Annotated in this window: 14 protein-coding genes; 6 read left to right on the top strand and 8 right to left on the bottom strand. The window is 66.4% G+C overall.

Annotation, left to right across the window (positions count from 1 at the left end; translation table 11 throughout):
* Positions 1 to 17: 17 nt before the first annotated feature.
* From H3H55_RS23615 to dmpG, 4 genes are all read left to right on the top strand, one after another.
* Positions 18 to 1400, top strand: coding sequence for a DUF1329 domain-containing protein (locus H3H55_RS23615; protein ID WP_129515000.1), 1383 nt, complete (start codon positions 18 to 20; stop codon positions 1398 to 1400).
* Between the two features lie 93 nt (positions 1401 to 1493).
* Positions 1494 to 2276 carry a 2-oxopent-4-enoate hydratase gene (dmpE, locus tag H3H55_RS23610; RefSeq protein ID WP_129515001.1) on the top strand — a complete coding sequence of 261 codons (783 nt, stop codon included), beginning with the start codon at positions 1494 to 1496 and terminating at the stop codon, positions 2274 to 2276.
* Positions 2277 to 2289: 13 nt separating this feature from the next.
* Positions 2290 to 3189, top strand: coding sequence for an acetaldehyde dehydrogenase (acetylating) (locus H3H55_RS23605; protein ID WP_129515002.1), 900 nt, complete (start codon positions 2290 to 2292; stop codon positions 3187 to 3189).
* Between the two features lie 16 nt (positions 3190 to 3205).
* The gene (gene dmpG / locus H3H55_RS23600; RefSeq protein WP_193100432.1) at positions 3206 to 4237 is read left to right on the top strand and encodes a 4-hydroxy-2-oxovalerate aldolase; all 1032 of its coding nucleotides are present in this window, start codon (positions 3206 to 3208) and stop codon (positions 4235 to 4237) included.
* A gap of 183 nt (positions 4238 to 4420) precedes the next feature.
* On the opposite strand, the gene H3H55_RS23595 is transcribed toward dmpG, so the two are convergent.
* A complete protein-coding gene (locus H3H55_RS23595) occupies positions 4421 to 5323 on the bottom strand; it encodes a LysR family transcriptional regulator (protein WP_193100431.1) in 903 nt (300 codons plus the stop codon).
* 184 nt (positions 5324 to 5507) lie between these two features.
* On the opposite strand from H3H55_RS23595, the gene H3H55_RS23590 reads away from it, so the two are divergent.
* A complete protein-coding gene (locus H3H55_RS23590; RefSeq protein WP_193100430.1) occupies positions 5508 to 6866 on the top strand; it encodes an alpha/beta fold hydrolase in 1359 nt (452 codons plus the stop codon).
* 223 nt (positions 6867 to 7089) lie between these two features.
* On the opposite strand, the gene H3H55_RS23585 is transcribed toward H3H55_RS23590, so the two are convergent.
* Positions 7090 to 7338: a hypothetical protein gene (locus H3H55_RS23585; protein ID WP_193100429.1), complete on the bottom strand. Its 249-nt coding sequence runs from the start codon at positions 7336 to 7338 to the stop codon at positions 7090 to 7092.
* Positions 7335 to 8582: an alkaline phosphatase family protein gene (locus H3H55_RS23580; protein ID WP_193100428.1), complete on the bottom strand. Its 1248-nt coding sequence runs from the start codon at positions 8580 to 8582 to the stop codon at positions 7335 to 7337. Before H3H55_RS23580 ends, H3H55_RS23585 begins: the two co-directional genes overlap by 4 nt.
* Before the next feature lie 416 nt (positions 8583 to 8998).
* Here H3H55_RS23580 and H3H55_RS23575 point away from each other — a divergent pair, with 416 nt between their 5' ends.
* On the top strand, positions 8999 to 9805 hold the full coding sequence (locus tag H3H55_RS23575; RefSeq protein WP_193100427.1) for an alpha/beta fold hydrolase: 807 nt from the start codon (positions 8999 to 9001) through the stop codon (positions 9803 to 9805).
* Between the two features lie 167 nt (positions 9806 to 9972).
* Here the strand turns inward: H3H55_RS23575 and infA are convergent, their stop codons facing one another.
* The 5 genes from infA to H3H55_RS23550 form a co-directional block, all read right to left on the bottom strand.
* Positions 9973 to 10236: a translation initiation factor IF-1 gene (gene infA / locus H3H55_RS23570; RefSeq protein WP_048251091.1), complete on the bottom strand. Its 264-nt coding sequence runs from the start codon at positions 10234 to 10236 to the stop codon at positions 9973 to 9975.
* Positions 10237 to 10707: 471 nt separating this feature from the next.
* Entirely contained in the window at positions 10708 to 10911 is a 204-nt protein-coding gene (locus tag H3H55_RS23565) for a cold-shock protein (protein WP_006483056.1), read from the bottom strand.
* A 283-nt stretch (positions 10912 to 11194) separates the two neighbouring features.
* Positions 11195 to 12274, bottom strand: a complete 1080-nt coding sequence (locus H3H55_RS23560; RefSeq protein WP_048251090.1) for a Rieske 2Fe-2S domain-containing protein — start codon at positions 12272 to 12274, stop codon at positions 11195 to 11197.
* Between the two features lie 68 nt (positions 12275 to 12342).
* Positions 12343 to 14814 (bottom strand): efflux RND transporter permease subunit, encoded by a 2472-nt coding sequence (locus tag H3H55_RS23555; protein WP_193100426.1) that lies wholly within the window; start codon positions 14812 to 14814, stop codon positions 12343 to 12345.
* Positions 14815 to 14902: 88 nt separating this feature from the next.
* On the bottom strand, positions 14903 to 15862 hold the full coding sequence (locus H3H55_RS23550; protein WP_193100425.1) for a WD40/YVTN/BNR-like repeat-containing protein: 960 nt from the start codon (positions 15860 to 15862) through the stop codon (positions 14903 to 14905).
* Positions 15863 to 15888 lie beyond the last annotated feature (26 nt).

Here is a 15888-nt window from a genome sequence, read left to right as displayed (position 1 = left end):
CAAGAAGAGGATTAGTCATGAAGCGAATTCATCTCCCCCTCCTGCGCGCGTCGGTGATAGCCGCGTGCGCATTCGCCGCGACGGCGTCGTACCCGAAGGTCACGACGGACGACCTGAAGGCGCTCGACGGCCAGTTGACCCCGATGGGCGCGGTCCGCGCCGCGAGCAAGGACAGCAGCGTGCCCGAGTGGTCGGGCAAGTGGCTCGGCGCGCCGTCCGACGTGCAGTACAAGCGCGGCAGCCGCTACCCCGATCCGTTCGCCAGCGAGAAGCCGGTCGCGACGATCACCGCGGAGAACATGGCGCAGTACGCGGAGCACCTGACCGACGGTCAGAAGGCGATGTTCAAGCGCTATCCGACCACCTTCAAGATCATCGTCTACCCGAGCCACCGCGACTTCCGCTACCCGGATGCCGTCTACAAGGACATCCGCGCGTACGCGCCCGATTCGACGATGACGTCCGACGCGAACGGCCTCACGAACGCGCCGCCGACGGTGCCCTACCCGATCCCGAAGACCGCTGCCGAACTGCTGTGGAACCAGCGCTTCTCGTCGTCGATCGGCACCGAACAGGCCACCTACGACCAGGCGGTCGTGTACTCCGACGGCAATATCGCGTGGGGCAAGGTGCGCTACGACATCTACTCGCCGCGCAACGTCGGCAAGTACGACGTGAAGAGCGATCTGAACAACCGCACGTACTACCGCAACGCGACGGAACTGCCGCTGTCCGACCGCGGCTCGCTGATCGTCGGCTTCACGAACTGGGACAAGGCCGGCGCGGACAACTCGTCGCGCACGTGGATGTACAACCCCGGCACGCGGCGCGTGCGCCAGGCGCCCGAATACGGCTATGACCAGCCGCAAGGCCCGGGCGGCTTCCGCACCGTCGACGACGACCGCCTGTACAACGGCCCCGGCGACCGCTACGACTGGAAGATCGTCGGCAAGCGCGAGATCTACGTGCCGTACGACAACTACAAGGTGATGGACAGCGCGGTGAAGTACGGCGACCTGCTGACCAAGGGCCACGAGAACCCGGCGTATATCCGCTACGAGCTGCATCGCGTGTGGGTGCTGCAGGCGACGCTGAAGAGCGGCTATCGCCACCAGTATGCGAAGCGCGTGCTGTACATCGACGAGGACTCGTGGCAATCGCTGCTCGCCGACAACTACGACGCACGCGGCCAGCTGTGGCGCACCAACGTCGCAACGTCGCTGTACGCGTATGACGCGAAGGTGTTCTACCCGAGCGCGGTGTTCTTCCACGACCTGATCTCGGGCGCGTACATGGCCGACCGCCTGACGAACGAAGGCCCGATGCCGAAGCTCGACAACAGCCCGCAGTTCAACGAGGCGTACTTCTCGCCGGACGCGATCCGCAGTTCGGGTAACTAAGCGACGCGGAATGCCCGCGACCCACGCGCCGGAGCCCTGCTCCGGCGCACGACGCCGCCGCGACGGCGGCCTTTTCCATTCGAGGGCCCTTTCATGTCTTCCCGCCTGCATACGACGCTCGGCGACGAGCTGTACGCCGCGTGGCACGCGCGTGCGCCGGTCGCGCCGCTGTCGAGCCGCCCGCGCCGGCTGTCGCTCGACGACGCCTACCGCATCCAGCAGCGCTTCATCGAACGCCGCGTCGAACATGGCGAAGCGGTGGTCGGCAAGAAGATCGGCGTGACGAGCCAGGCCGTGCAGGACATGCTGAACGTGCGCCAGCCCGATTTCGGCATCCTGCTGTCGGGCATGCACTACGCGGCCGGCGAGTCGATTGCCGCCGACTCGCTGATCGCGCCGCGCGCCGAAGGCGAGATCGCGTTCATCCTCGCGCACGACCTGCGCGGTCCCGGCATCGACCGCACCGACGTGATCGCCGCGACGGCCGCCGTCGCGCCCTGCTTCGAGATCGTCGATTCGCGCATTCGCGACTGGGCGATCCGCATCGAGGACACCGTCGCCGACAACGCGTCGTGCGGCGTGTATGTGCTCGGCGACGCGCGCGTCGACCCGCGCACGCTCGATCTCGCCGCGTGCGAGATGACGATCGAGAAGAACGGCGAGCCCGTCGCGCAAGGGCGCGGCGACGCGGCGCTCGGCCACCCCGCCGACGCGGTCGCGTGGCTCGCGAACACGCTTGCCGCGTACGACGTGCCGTTGCTTGCCGGCGAGATCGTGCTGTCCGGCTCGCTCGCGAAACTGATTCCGGTCACGGCCGGCGACGCGCTGTCGATGCACATTTCCGGCATCGGCAGTTGCGACGTCCGCTTTATCTAAAGGAACCATCCCGATGAAGAAAATCAAATGCGCACTGATCGGTCCCGGCAACATCGGCACCGACCTGCTTTACAAGCTGCGCCGTTCGCCGGTGCTCGAACCCGTGTGGATGGTCGGCGTCGATCCGGCCTCCGACGGCCTTGCGCGAGCGCGCGAATTCGGCCTGAAGACTACCGACAAGGGCGTCGACGGGCTGCTGCCGCACGTGGCCGCCGACGACATCCGCATCGCGTTCGACGCGACGTCTGCCTACGTGCACCGCGACAACTCCGACAAGCTCACCGCGCTCGGCGTGCGGATGATCGATCTGACGCCCGCCGCGATCGGGCCGTACTGCGTGCCGCCGGTGAACCTCGACGCGCATCTCGACAGCGCGCAGATGAACGTGAACATGGTGACCTGCGGCGGTCAGGCGACGATCCCGATGGTGTACGCGGTGTCGCGCGTGCAGCCGGTCGCGTACGGCGAGATCGTCGCGACCGTGTCGTCGCGCTCGGTCGGCCCCGGCACGCGCAAGAACATCGACGAATTCACGCGCACGACGTCCGGTGCGATCGAACAGGTCGGCGGCGCACGCAAGGGCAAGGCGATCATCGTGATCAACCCGGCCGAGCCGCCGCTGATCATGCGCGACACGATCCACTGCCTGACCGACGGGCCGCCCGACGTCGAGGCCATTACCGCGTCGGTGCACGCGATGGTCAAGGAAGTGCAGCGCTACGTGCCGGGCTACACGCTGAAGAACGGCCCGGTGTTCGACGGCAATCGCGTGTCGGTGTTCATGGAAGTCGAAGGGCTCGGCGACTACCTGCCGAAGTACGCGGGCAACCTCGACATCATGACCGCCGCCGCGGCCGCCACGGCCGAGCGTTTCGCCGAACAGATGCTGGCCGCGACGGCCGCCACCGCTTGAGTTGAGGAGCCACGCGATGTCACTTGCAGGCAAGAAGATCACCGTCCACGACATGTCGCTGCGCGACGGGATGCACCCGAAGCGCCACCAGATCACGCTCGACCAGATGCGCAACATCGCGCGCGGGCTCGATGCGGCCGGCGTGCCGCTGATCGAGGTCACGCACGGCGACGGGCTCGGCGGCGCGTCGGTCAACTACGGTTTCCCCGCGCACACCGACGAGGCGTACCTGAGCGCCGTGATTCCGGAGCTGAAGCAAGCCAAGGTGTCGGCGCTGCTGCTGCCCGGCATCGGCACCGTCGAGCACCTGCGCATGGCGCACGCGCTCGGCGTCGGCACGATCCGCGTCGCGACGCACTGCACCGAGGCCGACGTGTCGGAACAGCACATCGGCCTCGCGCGCACGCTCGGACTCGACACAGTCGGCTTCCTGATGATGGCGCACATGTCGCCGCCGGAGCAGCTCGTCGTGCAGGCGAAGCTGATGGAATCGTACGGCGCGAACTGCATCTACATCACCGATTCGGCCGGCCACATGCTGCCCGACGACGTGACCGCGCGGATCGGCCAGGTGCGCGACGCGCTGAAGCCGGAGACGGAACTCGGTTTCCACGGCCACCACAATCTCGCGATGGGCGTCGCGAACTCGGTCGCGGCGGTCGCCGCCGGCGCGAACCGGATCGACGCGGCCGCGGCCGGGCTCGGCGCCGGCGCGGGCAACACGCCGATGGAAGTGTTCGTCGCGGTGTGCGACCGGATGGGGATCGAGACGGGCGTCGACGTATTCGCGATCTCGGACGTCGCCGAGGATCTCGTCGTGCCGATCATGGACGCGCCGATCCGTCTCGACCGCGATGCGCTGACGCTCGGTTATGCGGGCGTCTACTCGTCGTTCCTGCTGTTCGCGAAGCGCGCGGAAGCGAAGTACGGGATTCCCGCGCGCGACATCCTCGTCGAACTGGGCCGTCAGCGGCTCGTCGGCGGGCAGGAGGACATGATCGAGGATGCGGCGCTGACGATGGTGCGGGCGCGGGAGGTGGCGGCGTAATCGAATGTGGCCGGCATCCATCCGGAAGCGGTGTGAACGGGGCGCAAGCCCCGTTTTCTTTTGATGGAGGCGGGAAGAAGCGACGGATCGCCATGCCGGGCATGTCGGTTGCGCGCCGATTGCCCTGGGGCCTGTCTTACATTCGATGAGTGCGTCTGCCGGCTCGATTCACGCAACAACGCATCAGCAATGCTCGAGCCCCGGGATGCGTTGCATCGCTGCCCTCAGTAACTCGACCAGCATCAGTGCGTTTGCCGACAAACCACCGTCCGCCCGCGTCAGTAAGCCGACAATCGTCGCCGGCAGCGGATCGGTCACCTGAAGCAGCACGATGTCAGGATTGGCGACGATCTGAGCGGCCAACTCACCGGGCGCTATCGAGATTGCGTCCGTGCTTTTCACGGCGACGATGCCTGCGGTGACGTTCTGTGCCTCGATGATCAACGGCTCGTCGGTCGCACCGGAGCGTGGATGATTGAAGAACAAGTCAAGCACGCTCGCGCGCGATCCGGCGTAAATCCATCCATAGCGCACCAGATCGCCGATACCGCATGGCCGCCCTGCCAGCGGGTGGTCTCGTCGGGCGACCACCACCGCGCGCGATCGAAACCATGGTTCGAACCTGAAGAAGTTCGTGAGTTGATCGGATTCGATCGCACATATGCCGAAGTCGAGCGATCCGTCTCGCAGGCCGGGTAGGACACTGGACAGAAAGCCGTCGGCGATGCGCAGCGGCGCGTGCGGCCGGGACGCCACAAAAGCGGGCAACGCATGCGGAAGCAACAAAGCCGTTGCGACAGGCAACACGCCCATCGAGACGCGGGCGCGCTCATCAGAACGAATGTCGCCGGGCAGGAGTTCCATCTGGCTGACGATAAGCATCGCACGCGGTAACAGCGATGCCCCGGCGGCAGTCAGCGTAGCGCCGCGTACACCCCGCGAGAACAGCGCGACACCGAGATCCTCTTCGAGCGTCTTGATCGTCTTCGTTACCGCGGCCTGCGATATGTCCATGGAACGCGCTGCCGCACGAATGCTGCCCAACGTTGCAGCGCGAACGAATGCCAGTACCTGCGGGTATTTCATTGACGACAATCCCAGGTTATCGCATGTACCAAAAAAGCGTCTTTTGCGAGTTTATTTTCCGCACCACTATGCTTCGGCCTCCTTCACGGAAGGCAGGTCCGGACGAAAACGGCACTTCAGTGTAGCCATTCTCCGTCAGAGACCGAAATCCAGATAATTTCATGGACCACGCAAGTGGATATATATGAAAAAAATCAGATGGTTTGGAGACGCGATCTGGCTGGTTTTGCTCGGTAGCGCGGTGATGCTTCTGGCGTCGGGCTGCGGCGGGAGCGCGGACAGCGCCCCCCAGCCGCCAAGCGGCCCTGTTCCCGTGTCCAACGCAGCCGTTGGCGACGGCGGCGTCCCGTCGTTCTACGTGTGGACCAGTCGGGTGCCCGGTACGCCGGGCCAACTGTTGCGTCAGCAACCGCTGGATGCCAATCTTGCGCTCGACAACTCGGACCCGTCGCAGAACGTTCGCATGCTCTACACGTCGACTGACGGCGTCGACGGAAAGACGCCCGTTGCCGTTTCCGGTGCGGTCTATTTTCCGAAGGGAACCCCGCCGGCAAACGGTTGGCCCGTCATCGCGTGGACGCACGGCACCGTCGGCGTGGCCGACGTGTGCGCCCAGTCGTACACGCAGCGGTCGGATCGCGACAAGGCTTACCTCGGTACGTTGCTGGCGCAAGGCTACGCGGTTGTCGCAACCGACTATCAAGGTCTCGGCACGCCTGGCCCTCACCCTTACGTGTTGACGCGTGCCGAAGCGTACAGCACGCTCGACAATCTGCGTGCGGCGCTGGTGATGTTTCCGGGTGTGCTCGCAAACAAGGTCGTATTGGTCGGCCAGTCGCAAGGTTCGGGCGCGACGATCGCCACGTTGCAATATGCGCCGACCTATGCCCCTGACGTGCATATCGTGGGCGGTGTCGCAACGGGTGTCGCCTTCGGGTTTTCGGGCGCCAATCCGGCACCGCAGATTCCGGCGCCCGTTGTCAGCAATGCGCTTCTGCCGGTCTCGGGTGATGCGCTGTTCGACATGTTCATTTGGCTCGGCACCGCGCCCGCGGAGAATCCGGCCTTCGACATCACGCCGTATCTGTCCGATAGCGCCAAGCCGCTTTTCGCCGCCGCGACAAAGAATTGCGTCGACGCGCTCGAAACGATGGAGATTTCGGAAGGTATTACGGAAGCCAATTACCTGAAGGCAAGGCCGCCCGTCAGCCTGGTTGGACCGGTGCTGGGCCGCTTACCGACGCCTATCGCGGGCTTCTCGGTGAAGGTCCCGTTGTTCACGGGAACCGGGCTCGCCGACTCGGTAACGGGGACGCCAGCCGCGTACAACTTCATCTCTACCGCATGCAGCCTTGGGGTCGACATCGAGTGGCACTATTATCCGGGCCTGACGCACAACGGCGCGGTGAACGGTTCGCTCGTGGACTCGCTGCCCTTCATCAAGAAGGTGCTGGCGGGCGAGCCCGTGGTGAGCAACTGCGGTTCGCTGGTGGTTCCGGGTCCATTGCAACCGGCGACACCTGGGTTGCCATTCAATACGTAGTCCACATTATTCAGTTCAGCTAATCGACGCCCGTGCGTGAGCGAAGAATACTCGGTCAGTCGGCGAGCCTGGCATCTCGATTTCGTGACGAAATCGGGATGCCACAGCTGAGGCCCACGGCTTCGTTTCCATCACGCGCCCCAACCGGGCATATCCGCCGTATGCCGTCGCCCGAATTCCTTCGGCAGATCGCGCTACCGACATCCGCTCGCCGCATCACCCGTCAGCGATGCTTCCCGCCGTGCCGACGCTTCCGATGCGCCGCACGCGCCTGCTGCAGCGACGGCATCAGTTCCTCGATGTATTGCCGCGCCTGCCCGCGCGTGACGATTTCGCTGAAGCGCTGATGGGCCTTGTCCTGACCGACCAGCGCCGCATGCGCTTTCTTCAGGATGTGCAGAAACGCGATCAGGCTCGTGCCGTCGCGCACGGGCAGCGCATCGCGCGGGTCCGGAGCCGGGGTCGTGCTCATGTTCCGATCCTTTGCGGGCAGTCAGTCCGGCACGTCGCCGTCACGAGCGCCAGCAGGTCGTTGGCAAGGCGGTCGCGATCGGTCAGCGGCGCAAGGCCGAACAGCCGGCCAAGCGTCGCGGCCACCGACGCATGATCGTACGGCGTGTGGTCGACCTGCCCGGCCGCGACCCACGGCGAAATCACGATCGCCGGCACGCGCACGCCGTACACGTCGAAGCCGAAGCCGCTCGCGTTCAGCGTCGCGGCCGCGCCATCGTTCGGCGGCGGCGCGGCGCCCGGCTTGACCGAATCGTAGAAGCCGCCGTGCTCATCGTAGACGATCACGAGCAGGCTGCTGTTCCACACCGGCGAATTGCGAATCGCGTTGTACACGCGCGCGGCGAGCTGGTCGCCGCCGGCCAACCCGTCCATCGGGTGTTGCGAGCTGCCGTTCTCGTAGGTGCCGTGCACGATGTCGCCGTAGCTGGGCTCGATGAACGTATAGCGCGCCGTATAACCGGCCGCGAGATCGGCTTCGAAATGCGCGAGGTCGTCGACGTCGAAGAAGCTCACGCCCTTCAACGACGCGACCTGCGGCACATGGCCGAGCGGATCGCCGGTCTGGTCCTGGTAGATGCGCCAGTTGGCGTCGCCGAGCGCGCCGAAGATCGAACCCTTCGGATAGGAGAAACCGTCGACCGTGTCCCACCCGCCCATTTCTTCCTTGGTCGGCGAATGGTCGAGCCCGGCCGACGACGCGCCGTGCAGGAAGAACCGGTTCGGCCAGGTCGGCCCCGGCATCGACGCATGCCATGCGTCGCACAGCACGAACGCGTTTGCGAGCGCGTACAGCGACGGCGCGTTCGTCTGCACGTCCGCGCCCTGCATGATCTTGCCCGCATCGGCCGGCTGCGGCGGCGTGCCTTCGGAATGCGACGTCGCGTAGTTCGACACGAACCCCGAGTTGGCGACGGGTGGATAAGGCTGTCCTTTCACGAACGGCACACCGGCGCCGCAGAGCTGCTCGAGCACGTCGGTGAATTCGTGGCAAGGATCGGTCGGCATTCGGTCTGGCGCACCGCCGCCGAATGGATAGACCGCGCCGCCGTACGCGTTGCTGTTGCCCGGCGACGCGGCGACGATGTCGGGGTAGCCCGACAGCGCGAACAGGTGATCGAAGGAACGGTTCTCGAGCATCAGCACGAACACGTGCTGGATGCGCTGCTGAACCGGCGGGGCTGCGGGGGCTGCGTCTGCACTCATGGCGCCTCCTGGCGTCGCGCGACGAAAGTCCGGCGGGCACGATCGGCGGCGCGCTGAAAGCGATTGAAGGCAATTGAAAGCAATGCCCGCGAGCCGCGAATTGCCGACGAGTGTACGACCGCACCGGCCCGCACGTAAAGCCGTACGCGAACCGCGCTGCCGCGCGTGCGTTCAACCATCGGCCGGCGCGATGTTCCGCGTAACGAACATCGGGCCGACGATCGCGTCGCGGCTGTCGGACGATAACCGCCGGATCGGATCAATGCGCAGCGCATCGACGTGTCGGGCGGGATGGCGCGCTGAACGTTGACTTTCGCAAGTCGGCCCGATACGATCGATGCACTTTCAAGACGCCCTCCCGGTCCGCCGGGAGGGCGTTTCGTTTTGGTTCACCCACCAAAAGGAAACCCCTTGAAATGAACCCTGTCGACACCCTCGCCTCCCGCCCGAACGCCGACCACGACGGCCTCGGCTACCTGCGACACGGCACCGGCCCCGAATGCGTGATGGTCATGCACGACTGGCTCGGCGACCGGACGAACTACGCGGCGCTGTTGCCGTATCTCGACGAAGCGGCCTTCACGTACGTCTTCGTCGACCTGCGCGGCTACGGAACCTCCATCCACCTGAACGGCGCCTGCACCGTCGACGAGATCGCGGCCGATTGCCTCGCGCTCGCGGACCGGCTCGGCTGGCAGCGCTTTCACGTCATCGGCCATTCGATGACCGGCATGGCGACGCAACGGATCGCCGCCGACGCGCCGTCGCGCATCAAGAGCGCGATCGCCGTGTGCCCGGTGTCGGCGGCCGGCAATCGCCTGAACGACGACGCACGCGCATTCTTCGCGAGCACCGCCGAAAACGACGATGCGTTTCGCCGGCTCGTGCGATTCGTGACGGGTGGGCTGTCGGCGCGCTGGGCCGACGTGAAACTGCGGCAGAACCGCGAGCGCGTGGCGCCGGGTTGCCGGCTCGCCTATCTCGACATGCTGACGGGAACGGATTTCGTCGATGACATCCGCGGGCTGGACACGCGCTTTCTGGTGATCGTCGGCGACAAGGATCCGGGGCTCGACGAAGCGGCAATGCAGGCGACGTTCCTGGCCTGGCACCCGAACGCGCGGCTCGTGACGATTCCGAATTGCGGGCATTACCCGATGCAGGAATGTCCGCCGTACTTCGCGATGATCGTCGAGGATTTCCTGCGAGACGCGGCCGCTTGAGCGTGGAACACGCAACGCGACCGGAGAAGATGGTGCTGGCCGCCGCGGCGTGACGACGCCGCCGGCGACCGACGAACGGCACGACGCGTGCCGTCCATCCGGTTCGTCCGGCCGCGTGGCCGGACGGGAGTCGATCGGTGCGGTGTCACGCGCCCGATCGTTGCCGCTTAACGGCGCGGTTGCCCGGTTCGCGGCGGACGCGGCGAATTCGCGTCCTTGTGCCGGAAGTTGATACGGCCCTTGGTCAGGTCGTACATCGACAGTTCCAGCGTCACGCGGTCGCCCGCGAGAATGCGGATGTGGTTCTTGCGCATGCGGCCCGACGCGTACGCGCCCACCACGACGCCGTTTTCCAGCGTGACGCGATATTTGCTGTCCGGCAGCACTTCGTCGACGATCCCGTCGAGTTCCAGCAGTTCTTCTTTTGCCAAACCAATTCCTCCAGACAAGGTGATTGACCGCGGCCGCGGCGATCTGCCGGGCGCCGTTCCCGCAACGGGACGACGGCTGGCAGGCTGCCGGGTATCGGTTCGTTCAGACGGGCCACAGGCCTGTCTTGCGATCGGAGCCCGGCGCGTTGCGGCGTTCGGGCGGTCAGTGGCGGCGGCGCAATGAGCGCCGCGCAAGTCGGGACCGCGCCGGCTACTACGGCATGGCGGCGGTCTGCTCGGGTTGATGCGTTGAAGCGGTGATGCGCTGGCGAAGCGGCGGGCGCTTCGCGAGGGCGTTGCGTCGCACGCCGTTCAGGCATGCGATGAGGGAGGCGTCACGACCGATGCATCGTGAATGACGCGATGCATCGGTCGTGCGCATCGGAATCGCGCTGGCCGCCGGAATACCGGCACCCCGCGCGAGAGTCCATCCGGCAGCAGCCGCCGATTGGCGGCCGATGCCGTTGCGGCTTACTGCGGCGTGATGTTCGACGCTTGCAGACCCTTCGGGCCGCGCTTCACTTCGAAGCTGACCTTCTGGCCTTCGGCCAGGGTCTTGAAGCCCGTGCCGCGAATTTCCGAGAAATGGGCGAACAGATCGTCGCCGCCGTTGTCCGGGGAGATGAAACCAAAGCCCTTGGTTTCGTTGAACCACTTGACGGTACCGGTATCCACAAATACTTCCTTAATACGAATAATTGAACATGCGCCCACGACAGGCACAGAAAGAATCAAAGAGGGAAAGGCCAACGACCGCCGCACGGAGTGCGGCCAATGATGAGCTATCGAACTTCTTGAAGACTTCGGTCACGGACACTACGCGGCAACGACCGTTTCGTCAAGTTCTTTTGTTGCAGCGCGGGCGCGTGAATGCCGCGTGCGCCTTATGCGGCGGGTGTTGCCGGCCGACGGGGCGCATTTCGATGCGCCCCTCATTTTTCGGCCGGCGCGCCCGTTTTTACTGCGGCTCGAACACGTGATGCAACGCCGGCGGCTCGGCGCCGTCGCGAATCCGCATTTCAAATGCCTTACGCGCGACGCTCGTCGGACGGACGTCGGCTGCGTCCAGATAGAACTGCGAATACCAGTCGCGCATCTGGTACAGCGGCCCGTCGCCTTCGCACAGCAGCGGGTTGTCGATCCGCGTCTTGCTGTGCCAGATGTCGACGTCCTCGTAGAACGCGCGCTGCGCTTCCTTCACGTACGCGTTCGCGATCTCCAGGTTCTGCTCGTCGCTGAGCCCGACCACCTTCTTCACGATCACGCCGTAACGCAGCTCGAAGCTGTTCATGTCGATCGGCACGTGGCAGTTCAGCAGCACCGAGTGGATCGGCTGCCCGTTGCTCTGCCCCGTCATCTGCGTGATGTGCACGGCCGGCCCGAAATACGTCGACAGCGCGGTCAGGCTGTCGCCGCCGAGCTTCTCGCTGCGGCCGACCATCAGCTGCGTCGCCTTGTGATCCTCGAACAGGTTCGCGAAATAGTCGATCGGCGCGCGGTGCACGGTCGCGAAGTGCGCGACGTCCGAGATGTTGTCGACCAGCTCGCGGCAGTTGGCCTGGATCACCATCTTGTCGACCACCCAGTCCGACCATTCGTCGGAGAAGCACACGTCGAGACGCGGAATCGCGACGTCCGCCGGCGGTGCGTTGCCTTCCGGGTCGTTCCAGACGAACAGCAGGTTGTTTTCCTCGCAGGTCGGCCACGCGCCGATGCGCGCCTTCGGCGGAATCCGCTTGCAGTACGGGATCGACGCGCACTGCCCTTCGCCGCTCCAGGCCCAGCCGTGGAACGGGCACACGAGGTTGTCGCCCTGGACCGTGCCGAGGCTCAGGTCGGCCCCCATGTGCGGGCAGTAGGCGTCGACGACATTGACCTTGCCGGTCGAATCGGCGAACGCGGCGAGCTTGCGGCCGAACACGTTCAGCGTGTGCGGCTTGCCGTCCTTGTAGTCGCGGGCGAGCCCGAGGCAGTGCCAGCCGCGCGCATAGCGCTGCGCGAGCGGCTGGGCTTCGATCTTGTAAGGGCGTGCGGACATGTGGGTTGACTCCTCTCGTGGGGAACGCGCGGCGGCCCGCCGCGCGCGGGGTAATGGGGGTGCGCCGCTCAGCGCATCGGATTGCCGTGCTCGAACGCGGTCGCCTGCTGCCGCGACGGCGCGGCCACCGACGACGGCGACGACTGCTGCTGTGGCAACTGCATGCGGCGCTCGGCCCGCTCGACGCCGAGCCACGCGGCGAGCGCGGGCAGCAGGAACACCGCGCCGAACAGGTTCACGAGGAACATGAACGCGAGCAGCACGCCCATGTCGACCTGGAACTTCAGCGCGGAGAACGCCCACGTGCCGACGCCGATGAACATCGTGACGGCCGTGAACAGCGCCGCCGTGCCGCGCTGGCGCATCGCATCGGCAAACGCGTCCGGCAGCGACGCGCCATGGCGGATGTCGTGCTGCAGGCGCTCGTACAGGTAGATCCCGTAGTCGACGCCGACCCCGACGCCGAGCGTGATCACCGGCAGCGTCGCGACCTTCAGCCCGATGCCGAGCCGCGCCATCACCGCGTTGCACAGGATCGACACGAGCGTGAGCGGCACGACGATGCACAGCACCGCGCGCCACGAGCGGAACGTGACCGCGCAGAGCAGCGCGATCGCGCCGAAGATCGACAGCAGCATCGCGATCTCCGCGTCGCCGACGGCCTCGTTGGTCGCGGCCATCACGCCGACGTTGCCGCCCGCGAGCCGGAACGCGACGTTCGGCGTCGGGTTCTCGGCCGCGAAGCGCTTGATCTCGTCGACGATGTGCGCGATGGTCGTGCCCTCGTGGTTCTTCGTGTAGATCAGCACCTGGATCGCCTTGCAATTCGCGGTGTTCATCCCGTTGTCGGGGTCGAACGCGTTGGAACCCTGCGTGAGCCCGTCGCTGGAACGCGGCAGTGCGGCCCAGCGCGGGTTGCCTTCGTTGAACGCGGCGATGAACACCTTGCCCTGCGACGACACGCTCGTCACCGACTGCACGCCGGCCACGCCGCGCATGTTCATCTCGAACTTCTCGATCGCGCTCATCACCGGGTAATGCAGGCACGCGTCGTCGAAGCCGGTCGTCTCGACGATCACCGACAGCACGTCCACGCCGATGTTGTACTGGTGCGTGATCGCCGCGTTGTCGATGTTGTAGCGCGAGTTCGCGCGCAATTCCGGCGCGCCGGTGCCGATGTCGCCGATCTCCAGCTTGCGCGATTCGAGCGTGCCGTACGCGAGCAGCGCGAGCGCCACCGCGAACACGCCGAGCGCGGGCGCCGGCCGGGCGAACACCGCGAAGCGCGACCACATCCGGCTGCCGCCGGCCGCCGCCGTGCGCTGCGCGCGGGCCAGCGTGCCGTGTTCGAGGCGCGTGTACGACAGCAGGATCGGCAGGAACACCTTGTTCGTGACGATCATCAGCAACACGCCGAGGCACGCGGTGATGCCGAGCTCGCGCACGATGTCGATCCTGATCCGCATGATCACCATGAAGCCGAGCGCGTTGGTCAGCAGCGCGACGGTGCCCGGCACGAACAGCTTGCGGAACGCGTCGCGGGCGGCGTCGACCGACGACTCGCCGCGCACCAGCGCCTGCTTCCATGCGTTGGTCATCTGCACCGCGTGCGATACGCCGATCGAGAAGATCAGGAACGGCACGAGGATCGACATCGGGTCGATGCCGAGCCCGAGCAGCGGCAGCGCGCCGAGCAGCCAGACGACCGGCAGCAGCGCGACGACGAGCGCCAGCACGGTAGTCTTCAGCGAGCGCGTATAGCCGAACAGCAGCGCGGCCGTCACGAGGAACGCGAGTGCGAAGAACGCCATCACGCCCGCGATGCCGCTCTCGACGTCGCCGACCAGCTTCGCGAAGCCGATGACGTTCACGTCGATGCCCTGCTTCGCGTACTTCGCGCGAATCTCCTCGAGCTGGCGCGCGACCGCGCTGTAGTCGAGCCGCTTGCCGGTGGCCGGGTCGGTCTCGCGCAGCTCGGCGCGGATCAGCGCCGACTTCAGGTCGTTGCCGACGAGGCGGCCGATCTGCCCCGAACGCGCGACGTTGCGGCGCACTTTCGCGAGATCGTCCGGGTTCGCGCTCGAGAACTGGCCCGGCACGACCACGTCGCCACGAAAGCCGGCCTCGGTCACCTCGGTGTAATGGACGTTCGGCGTGAACAGCGAGAACACGCGCGAACGGTTCACGCCGGGGATGAAGAACACGTCGTCGGTCGCATGGCGCAGCGCATCCATGAACGTCTGGTTGTAGATGTCGCCGTCGCCCTTCCAGCGCAGGCTCACGAGGATCGTGTTGGCGCCGGGGAACGCGCCCGCATAACGCTCGAACACCTGCATGTACGGGTGCTGCATCGGGATCATCTTGTTGAAGCCCGGATCGAGCTTTAGGCGCGTCGCGGACAGCCCCAGCGCGAGCGTCACCGCCACGCAGAGCAGCATCAGCAGCCGGCGCCGGCGAATGATCGTGTTGGCGCAGCGCTCGACGAAGGTGGCGAGGCGCGACGCGGGAACGGCTTCAGGGGGGCGTGACAGGTCGTTCATGGAATTCTCGTGTCGGTACGGACTGGCGATGCGAAACGAACCAAAGCGGACGAAAGCCGGCGGCCACTGCGGCCGCCGTGGCCGCGCATCAGGACGGCGCCGCGGCGAGCGGCGCGACGCCGGCCTCGCCGCCGAGCAGCAGCGCGCCGTGGCCCATGTCGAGCACGGCCGCGAGGCTCTGCACGCCGCCGAGCTTGCGCACGTCGAAGGTCAACCCGCCGTCGCGCGACGCGACGATCGCGCCGCCCTGGCCGACCAGCACGAGTTCGCCGTCGGTCAGCTGGGTCGCGCCGAAGTACGACACCGGCACGTGGCTGTCGACGTGCGTCCAGGTCGCGCCGCGATCGGTGCTGCGTACCACGTTGCCGCGCATCCCGTACGCGACCCAGTCGCCGTTCGCGAGCATCAGCGCGCCGAACAGCGAGCCGGCGTACGGCGAAGGCAGCTTGTCCCAGGTGACGCCGTTGTCGGTCGAGCGCAGCAGCGTGCCGCTCTCGCCCGCGACCAGCAGGTTGCCGTGGCCGTCGCCGACGATCGCGTTCAGGTGACGGTCGCCGGCGGGCGTCTTGACCGTCTGCCAGTTGACGCCCGCATCGTCCGAGCGCAGCAGCTGGCCGAAGCTGCCGGCCGCGAACAGCGGGCCGTTGGCGGTGCCCCACACGGACAACAACGGATCGGAATGGTCGTGGTCCATGTGCACCTCGCGCCAGTGCACGCCCGCGTCGTCGCTGCGGATAATCCGGCCGTCGTGGCCGACCGCGATCCCGAGCGTCGGCGTGATGAAGCGCACCTGCGTGAGCGTCGACGCCTGGTCGGGCGTGACCGACGCCGGCCGCCAGTGGGCGCCCGCGTCGTCGCTCAGCAGGATCACGCCCCGTTCGCCGACCGCGACGATACGCGCGCCGGCCCGGGCGAGCCCGTTGATCTGCAGCCGGTCCGCATGGATCGCGGTGACCGGGAACGCCGGCAGCGGGCGCGGCGAAAACGCGAACAGCGCGGCGCCGAGCACGAGCGCCGACATCGCGAGTCCGGGCAAAGTTCGTTTCATGCTTGTCTCCTGTGTCTGCGTTCGAC

The organism is Burkholderia sp. Z1 (genome assembly GCF_014893795.1).
Taxonomy (GTDB): domain Bacteria; phylum Pseudomonadota; class Gammaproteobacteria; order Burkholderiales; family Burkholderiaceae; genus Burkholderia; species Burkholderia theae.
This window is presented reverse-complemented; position numbering and strand designations above follow the sequence as displayed.

Coding starts and splice junctions, on each gene's coding strand:
- H3H55_RS23615 (WP_129515000.1), top strand. CDS start 18: ATGAAGCGAATTCATCTCCCCCTCCTGCGCGCGTCGGTGATAGCCGCG.
- dmpE (WP_129515001.1), top strand. CDS start 1,494: ATGTCTTCCCGCCTGCATACGACGCTCGGCGACGAGCTGTACGCCGCG.
- H3H55_RS23605 (WP_129515002.1), top strand. CDS start 2,290: ATGAAGAAAATCAAATGCGCACTGATCGGTCCCGGCAACATCGGCACC.
- dmpG (WP_193100432.1), top strand. CDS start 3,206: ATGTCACTTGCAGGCAAGAAGATCACCGTCCACGACATGTCGCTGCGC.
- H3H55_RS23595 (WP_193100431.1), bottom strand. CDS start 5,323: ATGAAATACCCGCAGGTACTGGCATTCGTTCGCGCTGCAACGTTGGGC.
- H3H55_RS23590 (WP_193100430.1), top strand. CDS start 5,508: ATGAAAAAAATCAGATGGTTTGGAGACGCGATCTGGCTGGTTTTGCTC.
- H3H55_RS23585 (WP_193100429.1), bottom strand. CDS start 7,338: ATGAGCACGACCCCGGCTCCGGACCCGCGCGATGCGCTGCCCGTGCGC.
- H3H55_RS23580 (WP_193100428.1), bottom strand. CDS start 8,582: ATGAGTGCAGACGCAGCCCCCGCAGCCCCGCCGGTTCAGCAGCGCATC.
- H3H55_RS23575 (WP_193100427.1), top strand. CDS start 8,999: ATGAACCCTGTCGACACCCTCGCCTCCCGCCCGAACGCCGACCACGAC.
- H3H55_RS23560 (WP_048251090.1), bottom strand. CDS start 12,274: ATGTCCGCACGCCCTTACAAGATCGAAGCCCAGCCGCTCGCGCAGCGC.
- H3H55_RS23555 (WP_193100426.1), bottom strand. CDS start 14,814: ATGAACGACCTGTCACGCCCCCCTGAAGCCGTTCCCGCGTCGCGCCTC.
- H3H55_RS23550 (WP_193100425.1), bottom strand. CDS start 15,862: ATGAAACGAACTTTGCCCGGACTCGCGATGTCGGCGCTCGTGCTCGGC.